Source organism: Arthrobacter sp. U41 (assembly GCF_001750145.1).
Lineage (GTDB): Bacteria > Actinomycetota > Actinomycetes > Actinomycetales > Micrococcaceae > Arthrobacter.
In genome coordinates this window covers 1,057,318-1,073,977 of record NZ_CP015732.1, presented here as the reverse complement: position 1 = coordinate 1,073,977, position 16,660 = coordinate 1,057,318, and the positions used below count along the sequence as shown (strand labels likewise).

At 67.2% G+C, this 16,660-nt stretch carries 15 protein-coding genes; 9 read left to right on the top strand and 6 right to left on the bottom strand.

Annotated elements, in window-relative coordinates:
• Positions 1-25: 25 nt before the first annotated feature.
• Complete coding sequence (gene ald / locus ASPU41_RS05025; RefSeq protein ID WP_069949994.1) at positions 26-1,144, bottom strand: alanine dehydrogenase; 1,119 nt, start codon at positions 1,142-1,144, stop codon at positions 26-28.
• 257 nt (positions 1,145-1,401) lie between these two features.
• On the opposite strand from ald, the gene ASPU41_RS05020 reads away from it, so the two are divergent.
• Positions 1,402-2,622 (top strand): PucR family transcriptional regulator, encoded by a 1,221-nt coding sequence (locus ASPU41_RS05020; RefSeq protein WP_069949993.1) that lies wholly within the window; start codon positions 1,402-1,404, stop codon positions 2,620-2,622.
• Positions 2,623-2,638: 16 nt separating this feature from the next.
• Here the strand turns inward: ASPU41_RS05020 and ASPU41_RS22995 are convergent, their stop codons facing one another.
• The 3 genes from ASPU41_RS22995 to ptsP form a co-directional block, all read right to left on the bottom strand.
• Positions 2,639-2,941 carry a hypothetical protein gene (locus tag ASPU41_RS22995; RefSeq protein WP_197515763.1) on the bottom strand — a complete coding sequence of 101 codons (303 nt, stop codon included), beginning with the start codon at positions 2,939-2,941 and terminating at the stop codon, positions 2,639-2,641.
• A 74-nt stretch (positions 2,942-3,015) separates the two neighbouring features.
• Positions 3,016-3,444, bottom strand: a complete 429-nt coding sequence (locus ASPU41_RS05010) for a helix-turn-helix domain-containing protein (RefSeq protein WP_069952488.1) — start codon at positions 3,442-3,444, stop codon at positions 3,016-3,018.
• 56 nt (positions 3,445-3,500) lie between these two features.
• Positions 3,501-5,186, bottom strand: a complete 1,686-nt coding sequence (gene ptsP / locus ASPU41_RS05005; RefSeq protein ID WP_069949992.1) for a phosphoenolpyruvate--protein phosphotransferase — start codon at positions 5,184-5,186, stop codon at positions 3,501-3,503.
• Between the two features lie 204 nt (positions 5,187-5,390).
• Between ptsP and ASPU41_RS05000 the strand changes: the two genes are divergently transcribed.
• From ASPU41_RS05000 to ASPU41_RS04985, 4 genes are all read left to right on the top strand, one after another.
• Positions 5,391-6,110 (top strand): TetR/AcrR family transcriptional regulator, encoded by a 720-nt coding sequence (locus ASPU41_RS05000; RefSeq protein ID WP_069949991.1) that lies wholly within the window; start codon positions 5,391-5,393, stop codon positions 6,108-6,110.
• Positions 6,111-6,169: 59 nt separating this feature from the next.
• Positions 6,170-8,131 carry a PTS mannitol transporter subunit IICBA gene (locus ASPU41_RS04995; RefSeq protein WP_069949990.1) on the top strand — a complete coding sequence of 654 codons (1,962 nt, stop codon included), beginning with the start codon at positions 6,170-6,172 and terminating at the stop codon, positions 8,129-8,131.
• A complete protein-coding gene (locus tag ASPU41_RS04990; RefSeq protein ID WP_069949989.1) occupies positions 8,131-9,279 on the top strand; it encodes a mannitol-1-phosphate 5-dehydrogenase in 1,149 nt (382 codons plus the stop codon). The genes ASPU41_RS04995 and ASPU41_RS04990 overlap by 1 nt, the downstream gene beginning before the upstream one ends.
• 170 nt (positions 9,280-9,449) lie before the next feature.
• Positions 9,450-9,974, top strand: coding sequence for a GNAT family N-acetyltransferase (locus ASPU41_RS04985; protein WP_069952487.1), 525 nt, complete (start codon positions 9,450-9,452; stop codon positions 9,972-9,974).
• A 105-nt stretch (positions 9,975-10,079) separates the two neighbouring features.
• Here the strand turns inward: ASPU41_RS04985 and ASPU41_RS04980 are convergent, their stop codons facing one another.
• Positions 10,080-11,531: a sugar porter family MFS transporter gene (locus ASPU41_RS04980; RefSeq protein WP_069949988.1), complete on the bottom strand. Its 1,452-nt coding sequence runs from the start codon at positions 11,529-11,531 to the stop codon at positions 10,080-10,082.
• A gap of 247 nt (positions 11,532-11,778) precedes the next feature.
• On the bottom strand, positions 11,779-12,255 hold the full coding sequence (gene rraA / locus ASPU41_RS04975; RefSeq protein WP_069949987.1) for a ribonuclease E activity regulator RraA: 477 nt from the start codon (positions 12,253-12,255) through the stop codon (positions 11,779-11,781).
• Positions 12,256-12,363: 108 nt separating this feature from the next.
• On the opposite strand from rraA, the gene ASPU41_RS04970 reads away from it, so the two are divergent.
• From ASPU41_RS04970 to ASPU41_RS04955, 4 genes are all read left to right on the top strand, one after another.
• Positions 12,364-13,680, top strand: a complete 1,317-nt coding sequence (locus tag ASPU41_RS04970) for an MFS transporter (protein WP_069949986.1) — start codon at positions 12,364-12,366, stop codon at positions 13,678-13,680.
• A gap of 163 nt (positions 13,681-13,843) precedes the next feature.
• Positions 13,844-14,509 (top strand): helix-turn-helix domain-containing protein, encoded by a 666-nt coding sequence (locus tag ASPU41_RS04965; protein ID WP_069949985.1) that lies wholly within the window; start codon positions 13,844-13,846, stop codon positions 14,507-14,509.
• Positions 14,510-14,812: 303 nt separating this feature from the next.
• A complete protein-coding gene (locus ASPU41_RS04960; RefSeq protein ID WP_069949984.1) occupies positions 14,813-16,024 on the top strand; it encodes an NAD(P)-dependent malic enzyme in 1,212 nt (403 codons plus the stop codon).
• A 125-nt stretch (positions 16,025-16,149) separates the two neighbouring features.
• Positions 16,150-16,650: a DUF456 domain-containing protein gene (locus ASPU41_RS04955; protein WP_069949983.1), complete on the top strand. Its 501-nt coding sequence runs from the start codon at positions 16,150-16,152 to the stop codon at positions 16,648-16,650.
• Positions 16,651-16,660: the final 10 nt, after the last annotated feature.

Sequence of the window (16,660 nt, the reverse complement as noted above, 5' to 3'; positions counted from 1 at the left end):
AGCAGCCGATTGTGTCCGGCAGGGGTTACGCGGAGACCAGCTCGTGCCAGTCGGTGACGAGGGGCAGGTTGTGCGCCTCCGAGACCGAGCGGTGGGCGACCTTGCCGCCGGCGATGTTCAGGCCGGCGGCAAGGGCGGCATCGCGTTCGAACGCGGCCTTGACGCCGAGGTTGGCCAGCGAGACCGCGTAGCGCAGGGTGACGTTGGTCAGCGCGTAGGTGGAGGTGTTCGGAACCGCGCCCGGCATGTTGGCAACGCAGTAGAAGATCGTGTTGTGGACCTTGTACGTCGGTTCCTGGTGCGTTGTGGGGTGCGTGTCCTCGAAGCAGCCGCCCTGGTCCACCGCGATGTCCACCAGCACGGAGCCTGGCTTCATCCGGGAGACGAGCTCGTTGGTGACGAGCTTGGGGGCCTTGGCGCCCGGGATCAGCACGGATCCGATCACGAGGTCGGCGTCGACAACGGATTTCTCGATCTCGTAGGCGTTGGAGGCAACAGTCTTCAGCCGGCCCTGGTACTGGGCATCCAGTTCACGCAGGCGGTTGATGTTGATGTCCAGGATGGTAACGTCGGCACCGAGGCCCAGGGCCATGGCGGCGGCGTTGGTCCCGGCGACACCGGCGCCCAGGACAACAACCTTGGCCGGGCGGACGCCCGGAACCCCGCCGAGAAGCACACCCTTGCCGCCGGCCGGGGCCATCAGCGAGGTCGCGCCGACCTGGACGGACAGGCGGCCGGCGACCTCGGACATGGGGGCGAGCAGCGGCAGGGTGCGGCCTTCCTGCACGGTCTCGTAGGCGATGGCGGTGACGCCGGTGTTGATGAGCTCCTGCGTCAGTTCCGGCTCGGCCGCGAGGTGCAGGTAGGTGAAGAGGATCAGGCCCTTGCGGAAGCGGTGGTATTCGGCCTTGACCGGCTCTTTAACCTTCATGACCATGTCCGCGCGGGCCCAGACGTCATCGGCGTCGGCGACGATCTCGGCGCCGGCAATGGCGTACTCCTCGTCCGTGATGCCCGAGCCCAGGCCTGCGCCGCGCTCCACCAGGACCGAGTGGCCGTGGGTGCGGAACTCATGGACACCGGCAGCCGTGATGGCGACGCGGAATTCGTTGTTCTTGATCTCTTTGGGGACACCGATGATCATTTGTGGGCTCCATTGCTGGCGGCTTTGTGGGCCTGGGTCTGTGCGGGAAGTCGTACTTCCAGAATAAATCCGGCTGTGAGGCAAGCGACAGGCGCCGCCGCAGGGCCCCGCCCGCTTCCCGCGGAAATCCGCGCTTTTTCAAATACCGGGCTGGACATTTGTCGAATCACCAAGCGTCAGGTGTCGCCTGCTGTCCGCTGGCGGCGGGTCCGCCCCGGCGTTCCCAACCGGAGCGGCATCGGCAGTAGTCTGGCAGCATGCAGCAACAGGATGTCGAACAGCTTGTGGAACAGGTCGCTCTGAAACTGGGACGCGGCCTCTCCCTTGAGGATCTCGACGGTCTTCTGCTCGCCTACAGCTCCAACCAGTCGCACGCTGACCGGGTCCGGGTGAACTTCCTGCTCAGCAAGCGCGTCCCGCTGGACGTCAGCGCCTGGCAGCTCTCGCATGGGATCGCGACGGCCGTCCGCCCCGTGGTCGTGCCCGCCAACGAGGAGCTCGGAATGCTGGGCCGGGTCTGCGTTCCCCTGCTGGTGCGCGGCTTCCGGGTGGGCTACCTCTGGGTGCAGCTGGACGCCGAGGAGCCGAATGCGGCGTCGGTTCTTGGCCAGCTGCCCGGGGTGGCCGGCGAGCTGGAGCAGCTCTCCGCCCTGTTGCTGGAATCCAACACGGCCGAATCCGAGTTCCGCCGCCGCCGCGAACAGGAATTCCTGGCGGCCTGCCGGGGCGAGTCCAACGCCGTCGCTGCCGTGGCGGGCTGGAAGGAAGTGCAGGGGCGCGGACCCTGGCAGCTGGTGACGGTACTGGATGCCGACGGCTGGGCGGAAGGTTCGGATCCGATCGCCTCCACGCTGATCCACCGCTCCGCGGCGCTGCAGGCCACCATCGGGGTGGACGCAGCCCTGTTCAGCGCCGGCACAGAGACCCACGCCGCTGTCCTGTTCAAGGAATCGACCGGCCGGGCGAACCACGCCCAGGTGCTGGTCCACTACCAGCTGGAGCTGGCCAAACGATCGGGCCGGCCGGTCCACCGGATCATCCTGGGGACCTCAGAAGGCTTCTCGAAGCCGCGGGAAATCGCCGATGCCTACCGGCAGTCCCGGCAGGCCGCTCAGGCGGCGGCGGTGGATCCCCAGCTGGGTGAGCTCGTGGACTGCCGCGCCACCGGGATTTACCAGCTGCTGGCCTCGGCCGGCGGCGGAGCAGGGGCGTGGGCGGACGCGGGCTCGGTCTATTTCCGCATCCTGGAGGACCACGACCGGAACCACGAGCTGCTGCCGGTGCTGGAGCTGTTCTATGACAACGACGGCTCGGTCCAGGAAGTGGCGGACAAACTCCACCTTCACCGCAGCAGCATCTACAACCGCCTGGGCAGGATCCGCCAGCTGCTCGGCGTCGACCCGCTGAAGGGGATGGCGCGGCTGGAACTCCACGCGGCGCTGAAGGCGCGGCGCTGGGCCGTGCGCCCCAGGATCTAGGCGGCTCTAGGCGGCTCTAGGCGCCGCGGCCCTCGCGTTTGGGCTGATCGGCCCCGAACGGGCGGTCCGGTTCGGAGCGGGGATTATCAGGATCCGCGGCGCGGATGGCCTCATTCGCTGTCTGCCGCGCTGCTTCCCGCGCCGTCTCCCGCCTGCGGCGAGAAATCCGGCTGTCCGTCCACAGGGAGACCGCCACAAAGGCAACACAGCTGGACATAAAGGCGGCAGTATTGTTGAGCCCCATGGCCGTTCCGAGGATACCGGTGAGCACCATGGCGGCAATGCCGGCCACGATGTGCCACCCTCTGAACTTACCCACGATCCAAGCGTAGCCCCGGCCTTCTCCGCGTTACCGCGCAGGGCCGGGATCGTTGTTTGATCCTTATCACGCCGTCACGAAGCATCGGCGGCACCGTCATCCCCGTGATCCGGCGCGCCGTCAGCGGTACTGTTCTTCCTCTTCCTCTGCCTCTCCAGCCAGGCCATGATGTCGGCGAGCCGGATCCGCCGGTGCGTGCCCCGGTATTCCACCGGGATTTCGCCGCGGTCCGTCATGTTCCGCAGGTAAGTGTGCGAGATGCCGGCCAGCTCTGCGGCCCGTGACGTGGTCAGCATTTCCTCGACGCTGCTGACCGTCACCGCCTCGCCCCGGCTGAAGCGCGCCAGCAGGTCCACGACGGCGTCCCGTGCCTGCGGCGGCAGCCGGTGGACGGTGCCGTCGACGAACACGGTGATGTCGTCGCTGCCGCTGAGGGCGTACTGGAGTTTCTGCGCGTCCTCAACCGGAAGGGCGGCCGTCACCCGCGGAGCAATCAGTGTCATGAAGTGCATCCTAGCGCCCCCCGTTCGGCCTCACACCGCCGCTGCCTGCTGCGGCGCTACAGCCCGAGCTCCTCGAGGACCGGCAGCTTCGCCCGGACCCAGGCGCGGGCCTCGGTGGCGCTCGGCGCGGACAGGGCCAGCTTCGCCAGTTCCTGCGCCTCGGCCAGGGTGACGGTCTTCAGCACGGCGGCCACGGCGGCGAGCGACCGGGCCGTCATGGACAGCGTCGAGACGCCCAGCCCGGTCAGGACGACGGCGAGGGCCGGGTCCGCGGCAGCCTCGCCGCAGACGCCGACGGGTTTGTGGTGGCCCTCCGCGGCGGAACCTTCCACGGTCAGGCCGACCAGCCGGAGCACGGCAGGCTGCCACGGAGTGTTCAGGGCAGCGAGCGGGCCGAGCTGCCGGTCGGCGGCCATGGCGTACTGGGTCAGGTCGTTGGTGCCCAGGCTCGCGAAGGCCACCTCCCGGAGGATGGCCTCGGCGGTCAGCGCCGCGGACGGGACCTCCACCATCACACCCGGGGTCTTGATCCCGGCCCCGGCGCACAGGGTGGCGAAGCGGGCTGCCTCCTCCGCAGTGGAAATCATCGGTGCCATCACCCAGACGTCCGCCCCGGAGTCCTGCTCGGCCCGGGCGATGGCCTGCAGCTGGCGTTCCAGCACACCCGGCGTGGTGAAATCGGTGCGGTAGCCGCGGACGCCGAGGGCCGGGTTGGGTTCGGTAGCGTCGGTGAGGAAGGGCAGCGGCTTGTCCGCGCCGGCGTCGAGCGTCCGGAGCACCACCTTCTTGCCCGGGAAGGCGTCGAAAACGCCCTTGTACGCGGCGGCCTGTTCGTCCACGGTGGGCTCGGTGTCCCGTTCCAGGAAGCAGAATTCGGTCCGGAACAGCCCCACGCCCTGCGCGTTGAGCTTCGCGGCCGCCACGGCGTCCTTGGCCCCGCCGACATTGGCGAGCAGCGGCACCAGGTGGCCGTCCGCCGTCGCGCCGGTGCCGTCAAACTCCGCCAGCAGCGAGGCGGTGGCGGCCCAGTGTTCGGCGGCGGCCCGCTGGGAATCGTCCGGATCCGCGGTGATCAGGCCGGCGGCGCCGTCCACGTAAACCTCCGTGCCGTCCGGGAGCTGGTCGACGCCGGTTGCGGCAACGACGGCGGGAAGGCCCAGGGAACGGGCAATGATCGCGGTGTGGGACTGCGGTCCGCCGCCGGCAGTGAGCAGGGCAAGGATCTTCTCCGGATCCAGCGTGGCGGTGTCCGCCGGGGCCAGGTCCTCGGCGATCAGGATGAACGGGGTGGGGGAGGAAGGAATGCCCGGGGCCGGGACGCCGCGCAATTCGGCCACGATCCGTGCCCGGACGTCCAGGACGTCAGTGGCGCGCTCCGCCATGTAACCGCCCAGGTTGTGCAACATTTCCGAGACAGAGGCGCCGGCCTCCCAGATGGCCCGCTGGTTGGACATTCCGCGGCCGATCAGTTTGGCCGCCGACTTCAGGAGCATCGTGTCCGTCGCCATGAGCGCGGTGGCCTCGAGGACGGCCTTGCCATCGCCGCTGACCGTCGCCGCCCGCGCCTTCAGCTCATCATGGACAGCCTTCGCCGCCGCTTTCAGTGCCGCAGTCGCTTCCTCAGCAGCAACCCCGGCGGGCAGCTGCTCCCCGGCGGGCGGTTCGCTGACGGGTTTGGGCATCTGGCGGATGGTTCCGATGATGCGGCCGGGGCTGACGCCTACTCCTGGGAAGTTCTGCACTGAAGGTCCTCATTCTCTGCCGTGGGCCGGTAAGCCGGTGAGTCAGGTACCGCCGGAGCCCGCCGTCCGATCCGGCCGGATAATCCGGTCCGGCCGGTCCGGCAGGCCTGCCGACAGCTACGTCAGCAGGCGGATCCCGGTACCTGAAAAAATTGTATGTGATGCACTTCATATAGCGTTGCTATAGGTGCTAGGGTAGCGGTTATGAGTTTCGATGGCCAGCTTCCGCCAAAGACGCGGCTGTTGCGTGCCGCCGCTGAGTTGCTGGCCAACTCCGCCGGCGGCGCCGTTTCCACCCGCCAGATCACCCAGTTGGCCGGAGTCACGGCCCCGACCCTCTATCACCACTTCGGTGACAAGGAAGGGCTCTTTGATGCCGTCGTCGCGGCGGGGTTTGAGGAGTACGTGGCGGGCGAACGCGACTTCGCGCCGTCCGGGCAGCCGCTGGAAGATATCCGGCGGATGTGGGACAACCATGTGCAGTTCGGGCTCAAGCAGCCGGAACTGTACTTGGTTATGTTTGGCAATATCCGCCCGGAGAGCCGCCCGGCCGTCGTCGCCGACGCCGAGGGCCTGATGGAGGAAATGCTGAACAAGGCCGCCGTCGCCGGCCAACTCAACGTCCCTCCGCGGGAAGCGGCCAGGAGCATCCTGGCCGCCAACGTCGGAGTGACGCTCATGCTGATCACGGAAAAGGCGCCCGAGCGCAACCTCGAGCTGTCCGCCATGACCCGCGACGCCATGATCTTTGCGGTGTCCTCGGACCAGGCCAAGGCCAGCGGCCCTGAACAGACCGGGAAATCGTCAGTGGTTGCAGCGGCGATCGCCTTGAACGCGGCACTGCAGGCATCGCACTCGGACCAGCTCTCCAGTTCGGAACTCAAGCTCTTCCTCGAATGGCTCCACCGGATCTCCACCAGCTAGCTTTCGCGAAATTATCGGACCATCCTGCGGTGCAGCAGGAATGACGGTTAGGAAATCACATGGCAACAGAGACAGTTGCGAAACCCCGCACCAGCGTGCGGGTCGGCGTTCAGAAGTTCGGGACGTTCCTGTCCGGAATGATCATGCCCAACATCGGCGCGTTCATCGCCTGGGGCATCATCACCGCCTTCTTCATCCCGGCCGGTTTCACCCCCAACGCAGACCTGGCCCAATTGGTCGGCCCGATGATCACCTTCCTCCTCCCGCTCCTGATCGGCTACACCGGTGGCCGCATGGTCTACGGCATCCGCGGCGGTGTCGTCGGTGCTGCCGCCACCATGGGCGTAATCGTCGGAACGGACATCCCGATGTTCATCGGCGCCATGATCATGGGGCCGCTGACGGCGTGGATCATGAAGAAGATCGAAAGCCTCTGGGAGAACAAGGTCAAGCCCGGCTTTGAAATGCTGATCGACAACTTCACCGCGGGCATCGTGGCAGCTGTCATGGCCATTGTCGGCATGCTGGTGATCGGCCCGGTGGTCAAGGCCTTCAGCGACGGCGCCAGCTCCGTGGTCGAATTCCTGGTCACCAACGGCCTGCTCCCGTTCACCAGCATTTTTATCGAACCGGCCAAGGTGTTGTTCCTGAACAACGCCGTCAACCACGGCATCCTGACACCGCTGGGAACGGAGCAGGCGCTCGCCCAGGGCAAGTCCATCCTGTTCCTGCTCGAAGCCAACCCCGGTCCCGGCGTGGGCATCCTGCTGGCATACACGATTTTCGGCAAGGGCCTGGCCAAGGCATCGGCACCCGGGGCCGCCCTGATCCAGTTCGTCGGCGGCATCCACGAAATCTACTTCCCGTTCGTGCTGATGAAGCCCGTCATCATCCTCGCCGCGATCGGCGGCGGCATGACCGGCATCTTCACCCTCGTCCTGACCGGTGCAGGCCTGCGCTCCCCGGCTGCCCCGGGCAGCATCATCGCGGTCTTTGCCGCGACCCCGCCGGACAGCTTCGTGGGCGTGGCGCTGTCGGTGCTGCTGGCAGCCACGGTGTCCTTCCTGATCGCCTCGGTGATCCTGAAGTCCAGCAAGACCCCCGACGAGGATGAGCTCGGCGCAGCCACCACCCGGATGGAGACCATGAAGGGTAAGAAGAGCTCCGTGTCCTCCGCCCTCGCCGGTGCGGGTGCCGGCGGCGTCGCCGTGCTCGCGGGACCGGTCAAGAACATCGTCTTTGCCTGCGACGCCGGCATGGGCTCAAGCGCCATGGGCGCCTCGGTGCTTCGGAACAAGATCAAGGCAGCCGGCTTCCCGGACGTCAAGGTCACGAACTCGGCGATCGCGAACCTCAGCGACACCTACGACGTGGTCATCACGCACCAGGACCTGACCGAGCGGGCCAAGCCCGTGACATCCAGCGCCGTGCACGTCTCGGTCGACAACTTCATGAACTCGCCGAAGTACGACGAGATCGTGGAACTGGTCAGGAGCAGCAATGCTTCCGACGGCGGCGCAGCTGCGACCACAGCCGGTGGCGCCGCCACCGCCGTGGCGGAACCGGAGCCGGAAGCCGAAGCCGGCCCGTCCGGGATCCTCGTGGCGGAAAGCGTCGTCCTCAACGGCACGGCGACCAGCCGTGACGCCGCCATCGACGAGGCCGGCCGGCTCCTGCTGGACCGCGGCGCCGTCGACTCCGGTTACCTGGACGCCATGCACGAACGCGAGGAATCCGTCTCCACCTACATGGGCAGCTACCTTGCGATCCCGCACGGCACCAACGCTGCCAAGGACCACATCATGAAGTCTGCGGTCTCCGTGGTGCGCTACCCCAACGGCATCGACTGGAACGGCAAGGAAGTGAAGTTCGTCGTCGGCGTCGCCGGCATCAACAACGAACACCTCCAGATCCTGTCCTCGATCGCCAAGGTCTTCACGAACAAGGCGCAGGTGGCGCAACTTGAGGCGGCCACCACCGTCGATGAAGTCCTGGCCCTGTTCGGAAAGGTCAATTCCTAGTGAAGGCTGTTCATTTTGGGGCCGGAAACATCGGCCGCGGCTTTGTCGGGCTGCTGCTGCACGAGGCGGGGTATGAGGTGGTCTTCGCAGATGTCGCGGACGACCTCATCACCCAGCTGGCCGCCGCGGACAGCTACCGGGTCCACGAGGTGGGCGAGAACCCCACTGACCGGACGGTGGAGAACTTCCGGGCGCTGAACTCCAGCAGCCAGGAGGCGGACGTGGTCGCGGAGATCGCGACGGCGGACATCGTCACCACCGCCGTCGGGCCGCACATTCTCAAATTCGTGGCGCCCGTGATCGCCAAGGGCATCGCCGGCCGGGCCGCAGGAATGGCTCCACTGCAGGTGATGGCGTGTGAAAACGCTATCAACGCCACGGACATCCTGAAGTCCGAGGTGCTTGCCCAGTGGGACGCGGCTGCGGGATCCCTCGATGACAAGGCGGTCTTCGCGAACACGGCGGTGGACCGGATCGTGCCCAACCAGGAGGCGGGGCAGGGCCTGGACGTCACGGTCGAGACGTTCTACGAATGGGTTATCGACCGGACGCCGTTCGGTGCTGCGGCGCCGGTCATTCCGGGTGCCACGTTCGTGGACAACCTGGAGCCGTATATCGAGCGGAAACTGTTCACCGTGAACACCGGGCATGCCGCGGCGGCGTATTTCGGGTTTGATGCCGGGCTCGGGAAGATTTCCGAGGCCATGGCCGATCAGGACGTCGCCGCCGATGTGCGCGCCGTCCTGGACGAAACGAAAGAGCTCCTGGTCGCCAAGCACGGCTTCAACCGTGACGAGCAGGAAGCCTATGTCCAGAAAATTCTGGGGCGTTTCACCAACCCGCACCTGCCGGACACCGTGAACCGCGTGGGTCGGGCGCCGTTGCGCAAACTCAGCCGGCACGAACGTTTTATCGGTCCGGCGGCGGAGCTGGCCGAACGCGGGATCGTCCCGGAGGCGCTGCTCGGCGCGATCGCCGCGGCCCTGCGCTTCAACGACCCGGCCGACGCCGAAGCCGTGGAGCTTGGACAGATCCTGGCATCCTCGAGCGCCGAGGAGGCAACCGCGAACATCACCGGACTGGCCCCGGACCACCCGCTGTTCCCGGCCGTCGTCGCCGTGGTCGAAGACGCAAAGGCTGCCGCCTAGTCCGTTTCAATATCGCCGAAGCATAGCCGCCGACGCCGGAACTCACCCGAGTTCCGGCGTCGGCGTCTGCGTGCTCAGCAGGCCCCCACCCGAGGTGACAGATGATGCCCATGTTTCGGGAAAACATGGGCATCATCTGTCACCTCGGCGGGGCGGTAGGGCAAGCTGGACTGGTGACTTCGAACCCCCGTGACCGGACCTCGTTGCTGACCCTCGACGTAGCCGGCGGGACTTTCCGCTTGCGCCATGCCGAACGCGCCGATCTGCCCGACATTCTCCGGCTGCTGGCCGATGACCAGCTCGGGTCAAGCCGCGAGGACACGTCCGATCTGGCCCCCTACGAGAAGGCGTTTGCCGCGATCGCCGCCGATCCGGCGCACCTCCTGCTCGTGGGGGAGCTGGAGACCGCGGACGCGTCCGGTACCCGCCTGGTGGCGACCTTCCAGCTGAGCTTCCTGCCGGGGCTGTCCCGCCGGGGTTCATGGCGCGCCCAGTTGGAGGCTGTGCGGGTGGGCAGCGAGCTGCGCGGCCAGAGCGTCGGGGCGGCGATGGTGGAATGGGCCATCGACGAGTCGCGGCTCCGCGGCTGTTCCCTCCTGCAGCTCACCACGGACAAGTCCCGCACGGCCGCCCACCGGTTTTACGAGCGGCTCGGCTTAGCGGCGAGCCACGAGGGCATGAAGCTCATTCTCTAGCCCCGGTGCCCGCCGAGGTGACAGCTCATGCCCATGTTCCCGGAAACATGGGCATCATCCATCACCTCGTGAGGCGGCGGAAGCATGCGCCGCGGTGCGCGCGGCTCAGGCCTTGACGGGCTCCTTCGCGGAGCCCTTCGGGACGAAGAGGGTCTCGGCGTGTTCCAGGGACATCCCGTTGGTCTCGGGCACCTTGAACTTTACGAAGAAGAAGGACGCCGCCGCGAACATCGCGTACATGGCGTAGGTCAGGGGCAGGGAGGCCGCCGCCATGACCGGGAAGCTCAGGGTGATGGCGAAGTTGGCGATCCATTGGGCGGCCGCGGCGAGGCCCAGTGCGCGGGCGCGGATCCGCGACGGGAAGATCTCGCCCAGCAGCACCCAGACGAGCGGGCCCCAGGATGCGCCGAAGCTGATCACGAAGACGTTGGCGGCAACCAGGGCTGCCGGGCCCCACGCGCCCGGCAGCGAAATCGCGTCACCGGTGCCGGTGGCTGAGCCGAAGGCCAGCGCCATGGTGCCCAGCGAGGCGGCCATGCCGATGGAACCTGCGAGCATGATGGGCCGGCGGCCGATCCGGTCCACCAGGGCGATCGCCACGAGGGTCACGAGGATGTTCGTGATGGCGGTTGCCACGGAGATCGTCAGGGAGTCCTGCTCCTGGAAACCGACGGCCTTCCACAGGGTGGTGGAGTAGTAGAAGATCACGTTGATGCCGACGAACTGCTGAAGCACCGACAGGATGATGCCGATCCACACCACGGGCTGCAGGCCGAAAGCCTTGCCGCGCAGCGAGCCCTTCTGGCCCGCGACTTTGTCTTCCTCAATGGCCTTCTTGATGTCGCGCAGGTGGCGGTCGGTGTCCTCGTCCGGGGCGATGGACTGGAAGACTGTGAGCGCTTCCTCGTCCTTGCCCTGGAAGACCAGGAACCGCGGTGACTCGGGCAAGGTGTAGGCGATCCAGCCGTAGACGACGGCGGGGACGGCGGCGACCATGAACATCCAGCGCCACGCTTCCAGACCGAACCAGAGATCCTGGCCGGCACCGCCGGCGAAGTTCGCGAAAAGGGCGTCCGAGAGCAGCGCGGCGAAGATACCTGTGGTGATGGCGAGCTGCTGGAGCGAGGCCAGACGGCCGCGGACGTGGCGCGGGGAGATCTCGGAGATGTACGCCGGGGCGATCACGGAGGCCAGGCCGATGCCCAGGCCGCCGACGAGGCGCCAGAAGATGAGGTCCCACACGCTGAAGGCGAAGCCCGTTCCGATCGCACTGACCAGGAACAGCAGCGCCCCGATTTTCATGGCCGGGATGCGGCCGTAGCGGTCGGCGACCTTGCCGGCCAGGTAGGCGCCCGCCGCACAGCCGAGGAGGGCCACGGCCACCGCGAAGCCGGTCACCGCCTCGCTGAGCGCGAACTCGTCCTTGATGGCGTCGACGGCGCCGTTGACGACTGAGGAGTCGAAGCCGAAGAGGAAGCCGCCGACGGCGCCTGCCACGGCCAGCCAGATGACCCGCTGGGGGATCTTGGCTACGGTCTGGTCTTGGGTGGTTGTCATCTGGCTCCCTCGGCATGTCGCACTACACGGCCCGCGCCGCAGCTACCCAGTCTTGCACCGGAGCCGGAGCGACGACTGTCACAGCGGCAAAAGTGAGAGGAAACATACAGTTTAGGCGGGCCGCCGGACCCGGCCGGCGGACGGCACCGCCGTCGAACCCCGCCGAGGTGGCTCCATCAATCAGAGCGTTGCAACGACCATATGACTTTGCCGTCGGCACATGGGCGCGAAGCCTCACCTCGGCGGGTCAGCGCTCGACCAGGATCCCGTCCGGGTCGCACCAGATCATCGCGCCGGGCCGGAGGACGACGCCGTCGATCTCCAGTTCCACGTCCACCTCGCCGGCGCCTGCCTTGGCGCTCTTGCGCGGGTTGCTGCCCAGCGCCTTCACCCCGAGCGGCAGCCCGGCGATTGCCACCCGGTCGCGGATGGCGCCGTTGATGACGACGCCGGCCCAGCCGTTCGCGACGGCGCTGGCCGCGATCAGGTCCCCCATCAGGGCGGTGCGCAGCGAGCCCCTGCCGTCCACCACCAGGACGGCGCCGCCGCCGGGGGAGGCGAGGGTGGACTTGACCAGGGCATTGTCCTCGAAGCAGCGGATGGTCCGGACCGGGCCGCTGAAGTGGGTGTGGCCGCCGAGCGACTGGAACTGCAGGGCCACGGAGTCGAGCTCCTCACCCCGCTGGTCGTAGAGGTCGGCGGTATTAACGGCGGATGCAGCCATCGGTTCTCCTCGTGCTGGAAATAAGCGGGCGGATCGTCGTCCCCACGATAGTCTGGCTCCACACCGATCTTCAGCGATCCTTGTCAGTTTCCGGGGGAACCGAATTACATGAGCCTTTCCGATCGACCCGGAGCAGCCCCGGACCCAGCCCCTGGCGCCCTCGCCGCGGAAAGCCCGACGGCGGTGGCGCTCGCCGAGCCCGAGCGGGCGGTACGCCCGGTCTGGATCGCTGGCGTCGTCCTCGTCAATGTGGGCATCAACGCGGCGTTCTTCGCCCCGCTCCAGGTGCTCCTCGGCCAGCAGGCGGAAGCGTTCAGCGAAGGGGACAAAGAGGCCATCCTCGCCCTGGTGACCGGAGCCGGAGCCGCCGTCTCACTTGTGGCCAACCCCCTGTTCGGTGCCTTCAGCGACCGCACCACCTCACGACTGGGCCGCCGGGTGCCTTGGGTCCTCTTCGGGGCCATCCTCGGCGCCGCGGCCCTGATCGCGCTCGCCGGGGCGCCAAACGTTGCCATCATGACGCTTCTCTGGTGCCTCGTCCAGGCTGGCTGCAACGGGGCCTATGCTGCCATTACCGCGGCCATCCCGGACCGCGTACCCGTGGCCCAGCGCGGCACGGTGGGCGGCCTCGGGGCCATGGGACAGACCGTCGGAATCCTCTTCGGCGCGGTGATCGCCGCAGCGGTGACCGGGAACTTTGCCGTCGGCTATATGGTCTGTGCCGTGGCGCTGCTTGCCGGTGTCGTGCTGTATTTCTTCAGGAACGACGACTCCCCGCTCCCCGCGGAGGCACGCCCACCGTTCAGCCTGGCCGGATTCGCCAGGGGCTTCTGGATTTCCCCGGTGCTCTATCCCGACTTCGCCTGGGCCTGGCTGACCCGGCTCCTGGTGAACATCGGCAACCACATGGTCACCCTCTACCTTTTCTTCTTCCTCCAGGACGCGGTCCAGCTTAAGGAAACCCAGGGCATCACGCCGGAGTTCGGTGTACTGATCCTGACCGGCCTGTATGCGGTGATGGTGATCATCACCAGTGTGATCGGGGGGCGGCTGAGCGACCGGATGGGGAAGCGGAAGCCGCTCGTGATCATCTCCTCGGTCATCATCGCGGTGGCCTCGCTGATCCTGGCGTTCGCGCCGAACTGGCCCGGGGCGCTGCTGGGCGCCTCGGTGCTGGGGATCGGCTTCGGCTGCTACCTCGCCGTGGATTTTGCCCTCATCACCCAGGTGCTCCCCACGGCCTTGAGCCGCGGAAAGGACCTGGGCGTCCTCAACATCGCCAATTCGCTGCCCCAGGTGCTCGCCCCGCTCATCGCGTTCCCGTTCGTAACGATGTGGGGAGGCTACGTTTCGCTGTACGTGGCGGCCGCGGTGATTGGCCTGCTGGGGGCTGTCTTCGTGGTCAAGATCAAGGGCGTTGACTAGGCCACGGACCCGCCGGCGCGGCACTCCTTCCGGGCATTTCGGGCGCTCTTTGTGACTGGCCGAGGGCCCGGGTGCGTGGCGTATAGTGGACGGGAATTGCCGCGGCAGCGCTGTGGGGGGACCCCTCCCCGCTGCCGAGAAAACCGACCCCGGAACGCTGCTGATGCCTGAAATTCACTCAGAACTTCCACCAATGGCCCCGCCGCCAACCCTGCCCAGGCAACGGCTCCGCTACACCCGGATCCTCGACGTCGCCGCGGGCTTCGCCCGCAAGGGCCTGGACTCCGTGGTCCTCTCCGAAGTCGCCGACAGGGCGGACGTTCCGCTGGGGACCCTCTACCGCTACTTTCCCTCCGCCACCCAGCTGATGCTGGCGCTCTATCGGAAGCAGCTCGCGGAACTGCACGCAGCCAACTCGCCGGCCGCCGCAGGGGCCGGCGCGGCGGGCTCATCCGCGAAGAAGTCCGCAGGGCGCTCCGCGAAGGCTTCCGCGGCGACCACCAAGGGCGCCGTTCCGGCCCACGCGCTCGTCGGCGTAGCAATGGAAATCTTCCACATGCGCCTTATGCAGCCGGCTGTTGAGCAGTGCCTGAGCAGGGCCGTTTACACCAAGGACACGGACACCACGAGGCTGCTGCGCGAGATCGACACCACCGCCGAGAAGGCCGTCACGGCCGTGAGCGGCGACGCCGCCATCTCGCGGGTGCTGCTGCTGGCCGTCACTGGACTGGTCCAGTCCGTCCGCTGCCGCCGACTTTCCCTGTTCGAGGCGGAGGAGGACCTCAAAAAGGCCTGCTTCCTGCTGACATCCGGCCGTCAGACGGCGTAACTGGTCTAGACCAATCTGATTTTTTTACCGGGGGATAACGCCGTTTTTCGGTGATTAGGCTCACCAAAACCGCTGGATAAACGTTTCACCACGCTTCGGAGTGTGTCGCGGGACACGTCGCGGGTGGACGGCTTTGTTTACCATTGGAGAACCGGGGCGGCCCAGCCGCCTGCGTTACCGGGAGCTTCACCGCAGACCCACCAACCTCGGGCCCCTGCTGACGTTCCCCAGACCATCTTGAGCATCCCTGTGCTTGAGCTTCCATGAGCCGTACGCCCACGGTGAGCCCCAGGAGACAACGAAGTGTCCATTGAAACGATTATCCCCAACGACGCCACCTCCCCCGCAGAGCCCGCAGCGGCGATCAGCGACGAGGAAATTTTCGCATCCCACCAGGGCGGCAAGCTTTCAATTTCCAGCACCGTGCCGCTCGACAGCAAGCGCGACCTTTCCATCGCCTACACACCCGGAGTAGCCCAGGTCAGCCGCGCAATCGCCGCCAACCCGGAACTCGCCAAGACCCTCACCTGGGCGCAGCGCCTCGTGGTCGTCGTCAGCGACGGCACGGCCGTCCTCGGCCTTGGCGACATCGGCGCAAGTGCCTCGCTGCCCGTAATGGAGGGCAAGTCAGCCCTGTTCAAGGCCTTCGGCGAGCTCGACTCCATCCCGTTGGTACTCAACACCACCAACGTCGACGAAATCGTGGAGACCCTGGTCCGCCTGCGTCCGAGCTTCGGCGCCGTCAACCTCGAGGATGTCTCGGCGCCGCGTTGCTTCGAACTCGAAGAGAAGCTCATCGAGGCCCTCGACTGCCCCGTGATGCACGATGACCAGCACGGCACCGCCATCGTCGTCCTGGCGGCCCTGACCGGCGCGGCCAAGGTGACCGGACGCGAACTCGAGAAGCTGCGCGTAGTCGTCTCCGGCGCCGGCGCAGCCGGGATCGCCGTCGCGCAGATGCTGCTCACCGCAGGGATCACCGACGTTGTACTGCTTGATTCCCGCGGCGTCATCAACAGCGAGCGTGCGGACATCGCCGCCGATCCCGCCAGCAAGAAGGCCCAGCTGGCCCGGAGCGGAAACCCGCGCGGTGTCTCCGGCGGACCCGCCGAGGCGCTGCTGGACGCCGACGTGTTCATCGGCGTTTCCTCGTCCAAACTGGCCGAGGACCACCTCAAGCTCATGAGCCAGGACTCCATCGTGTTCGCCCTGTCCAACCCGGATCCCGAAGTCCTGCCGGAGGTCGCAAGCAAGTACGCGGCCGTCGTCGCCACCGGCCGCAGCGACTTCCCGAACCAGATCAACAACGTCCTCGCGTTCCCCGGCATCTTCCGCGGGGCCCTTGACGCCGGCGCGCGCCGGATCACGCCGGCCATGAAGCTGGCTGCGGCCCGCGCCATCGCCGCACTGGCCGAAGAGGACCTCTCCGCGGACTACATCGTCCCCAGCCCGCTGGACCCGCGGGTGGCGCCGGCAGTTTCCGCCGCCGTCGCCGCGGCGGTTGAAGCAGAGTAGCCACAGCGAAACAGACGACGACGGTGGCGCTTCCTTGGGGGAAGCGGTGCCGTCGTCGTCTTTTGCGTTCAACCCCCGGCCATGAAGGCCCGGAACCATGCACCGCCGCGCCATAGACTGGGGCGATGAACCCCGAAACCGTCGTGACGATCCTGTGCGGCCTCGCCATCCTGGTGGGTGTGGCCGGCACCGTCATTCCCGTGCTTCCCGGCAGCATCCTCATCGGCCTGAGCCTGCTGGCCTGGGCCATCTGGGGCGGCGCCGGAACCACCGGCTGGGTGGTGTTCGGGATCGGCCTGGTCTTCGTGCTGGCCGGGATGGCCGCCAGCGCGGTCCTGACCGGCCGGAAACTCAAACAGCACAGCATTCCCGGGCGCTCGGTGATGGCCGGGCTGGTCGTCGGTGTCGTGGGAATGTTCATCATTCCCGTGGTGGGCCTGTTCGTCGGTTTCGCCGCCGGTCTGCTGCTGAGCGAACTGCACCGCACGCGCGTCTTCGGCACCGCCGTGGCATCGAGTTGGGCCGCACTGAAGGCCACCGGACTGGGAATGATCGTGGAGTTCGGACTCGCCTGCCTCGCCGCCAGCACCTGGGTGATCGGCCTCTGGGTGGCCGCCGCGGCCTAGTCTGCCCCTG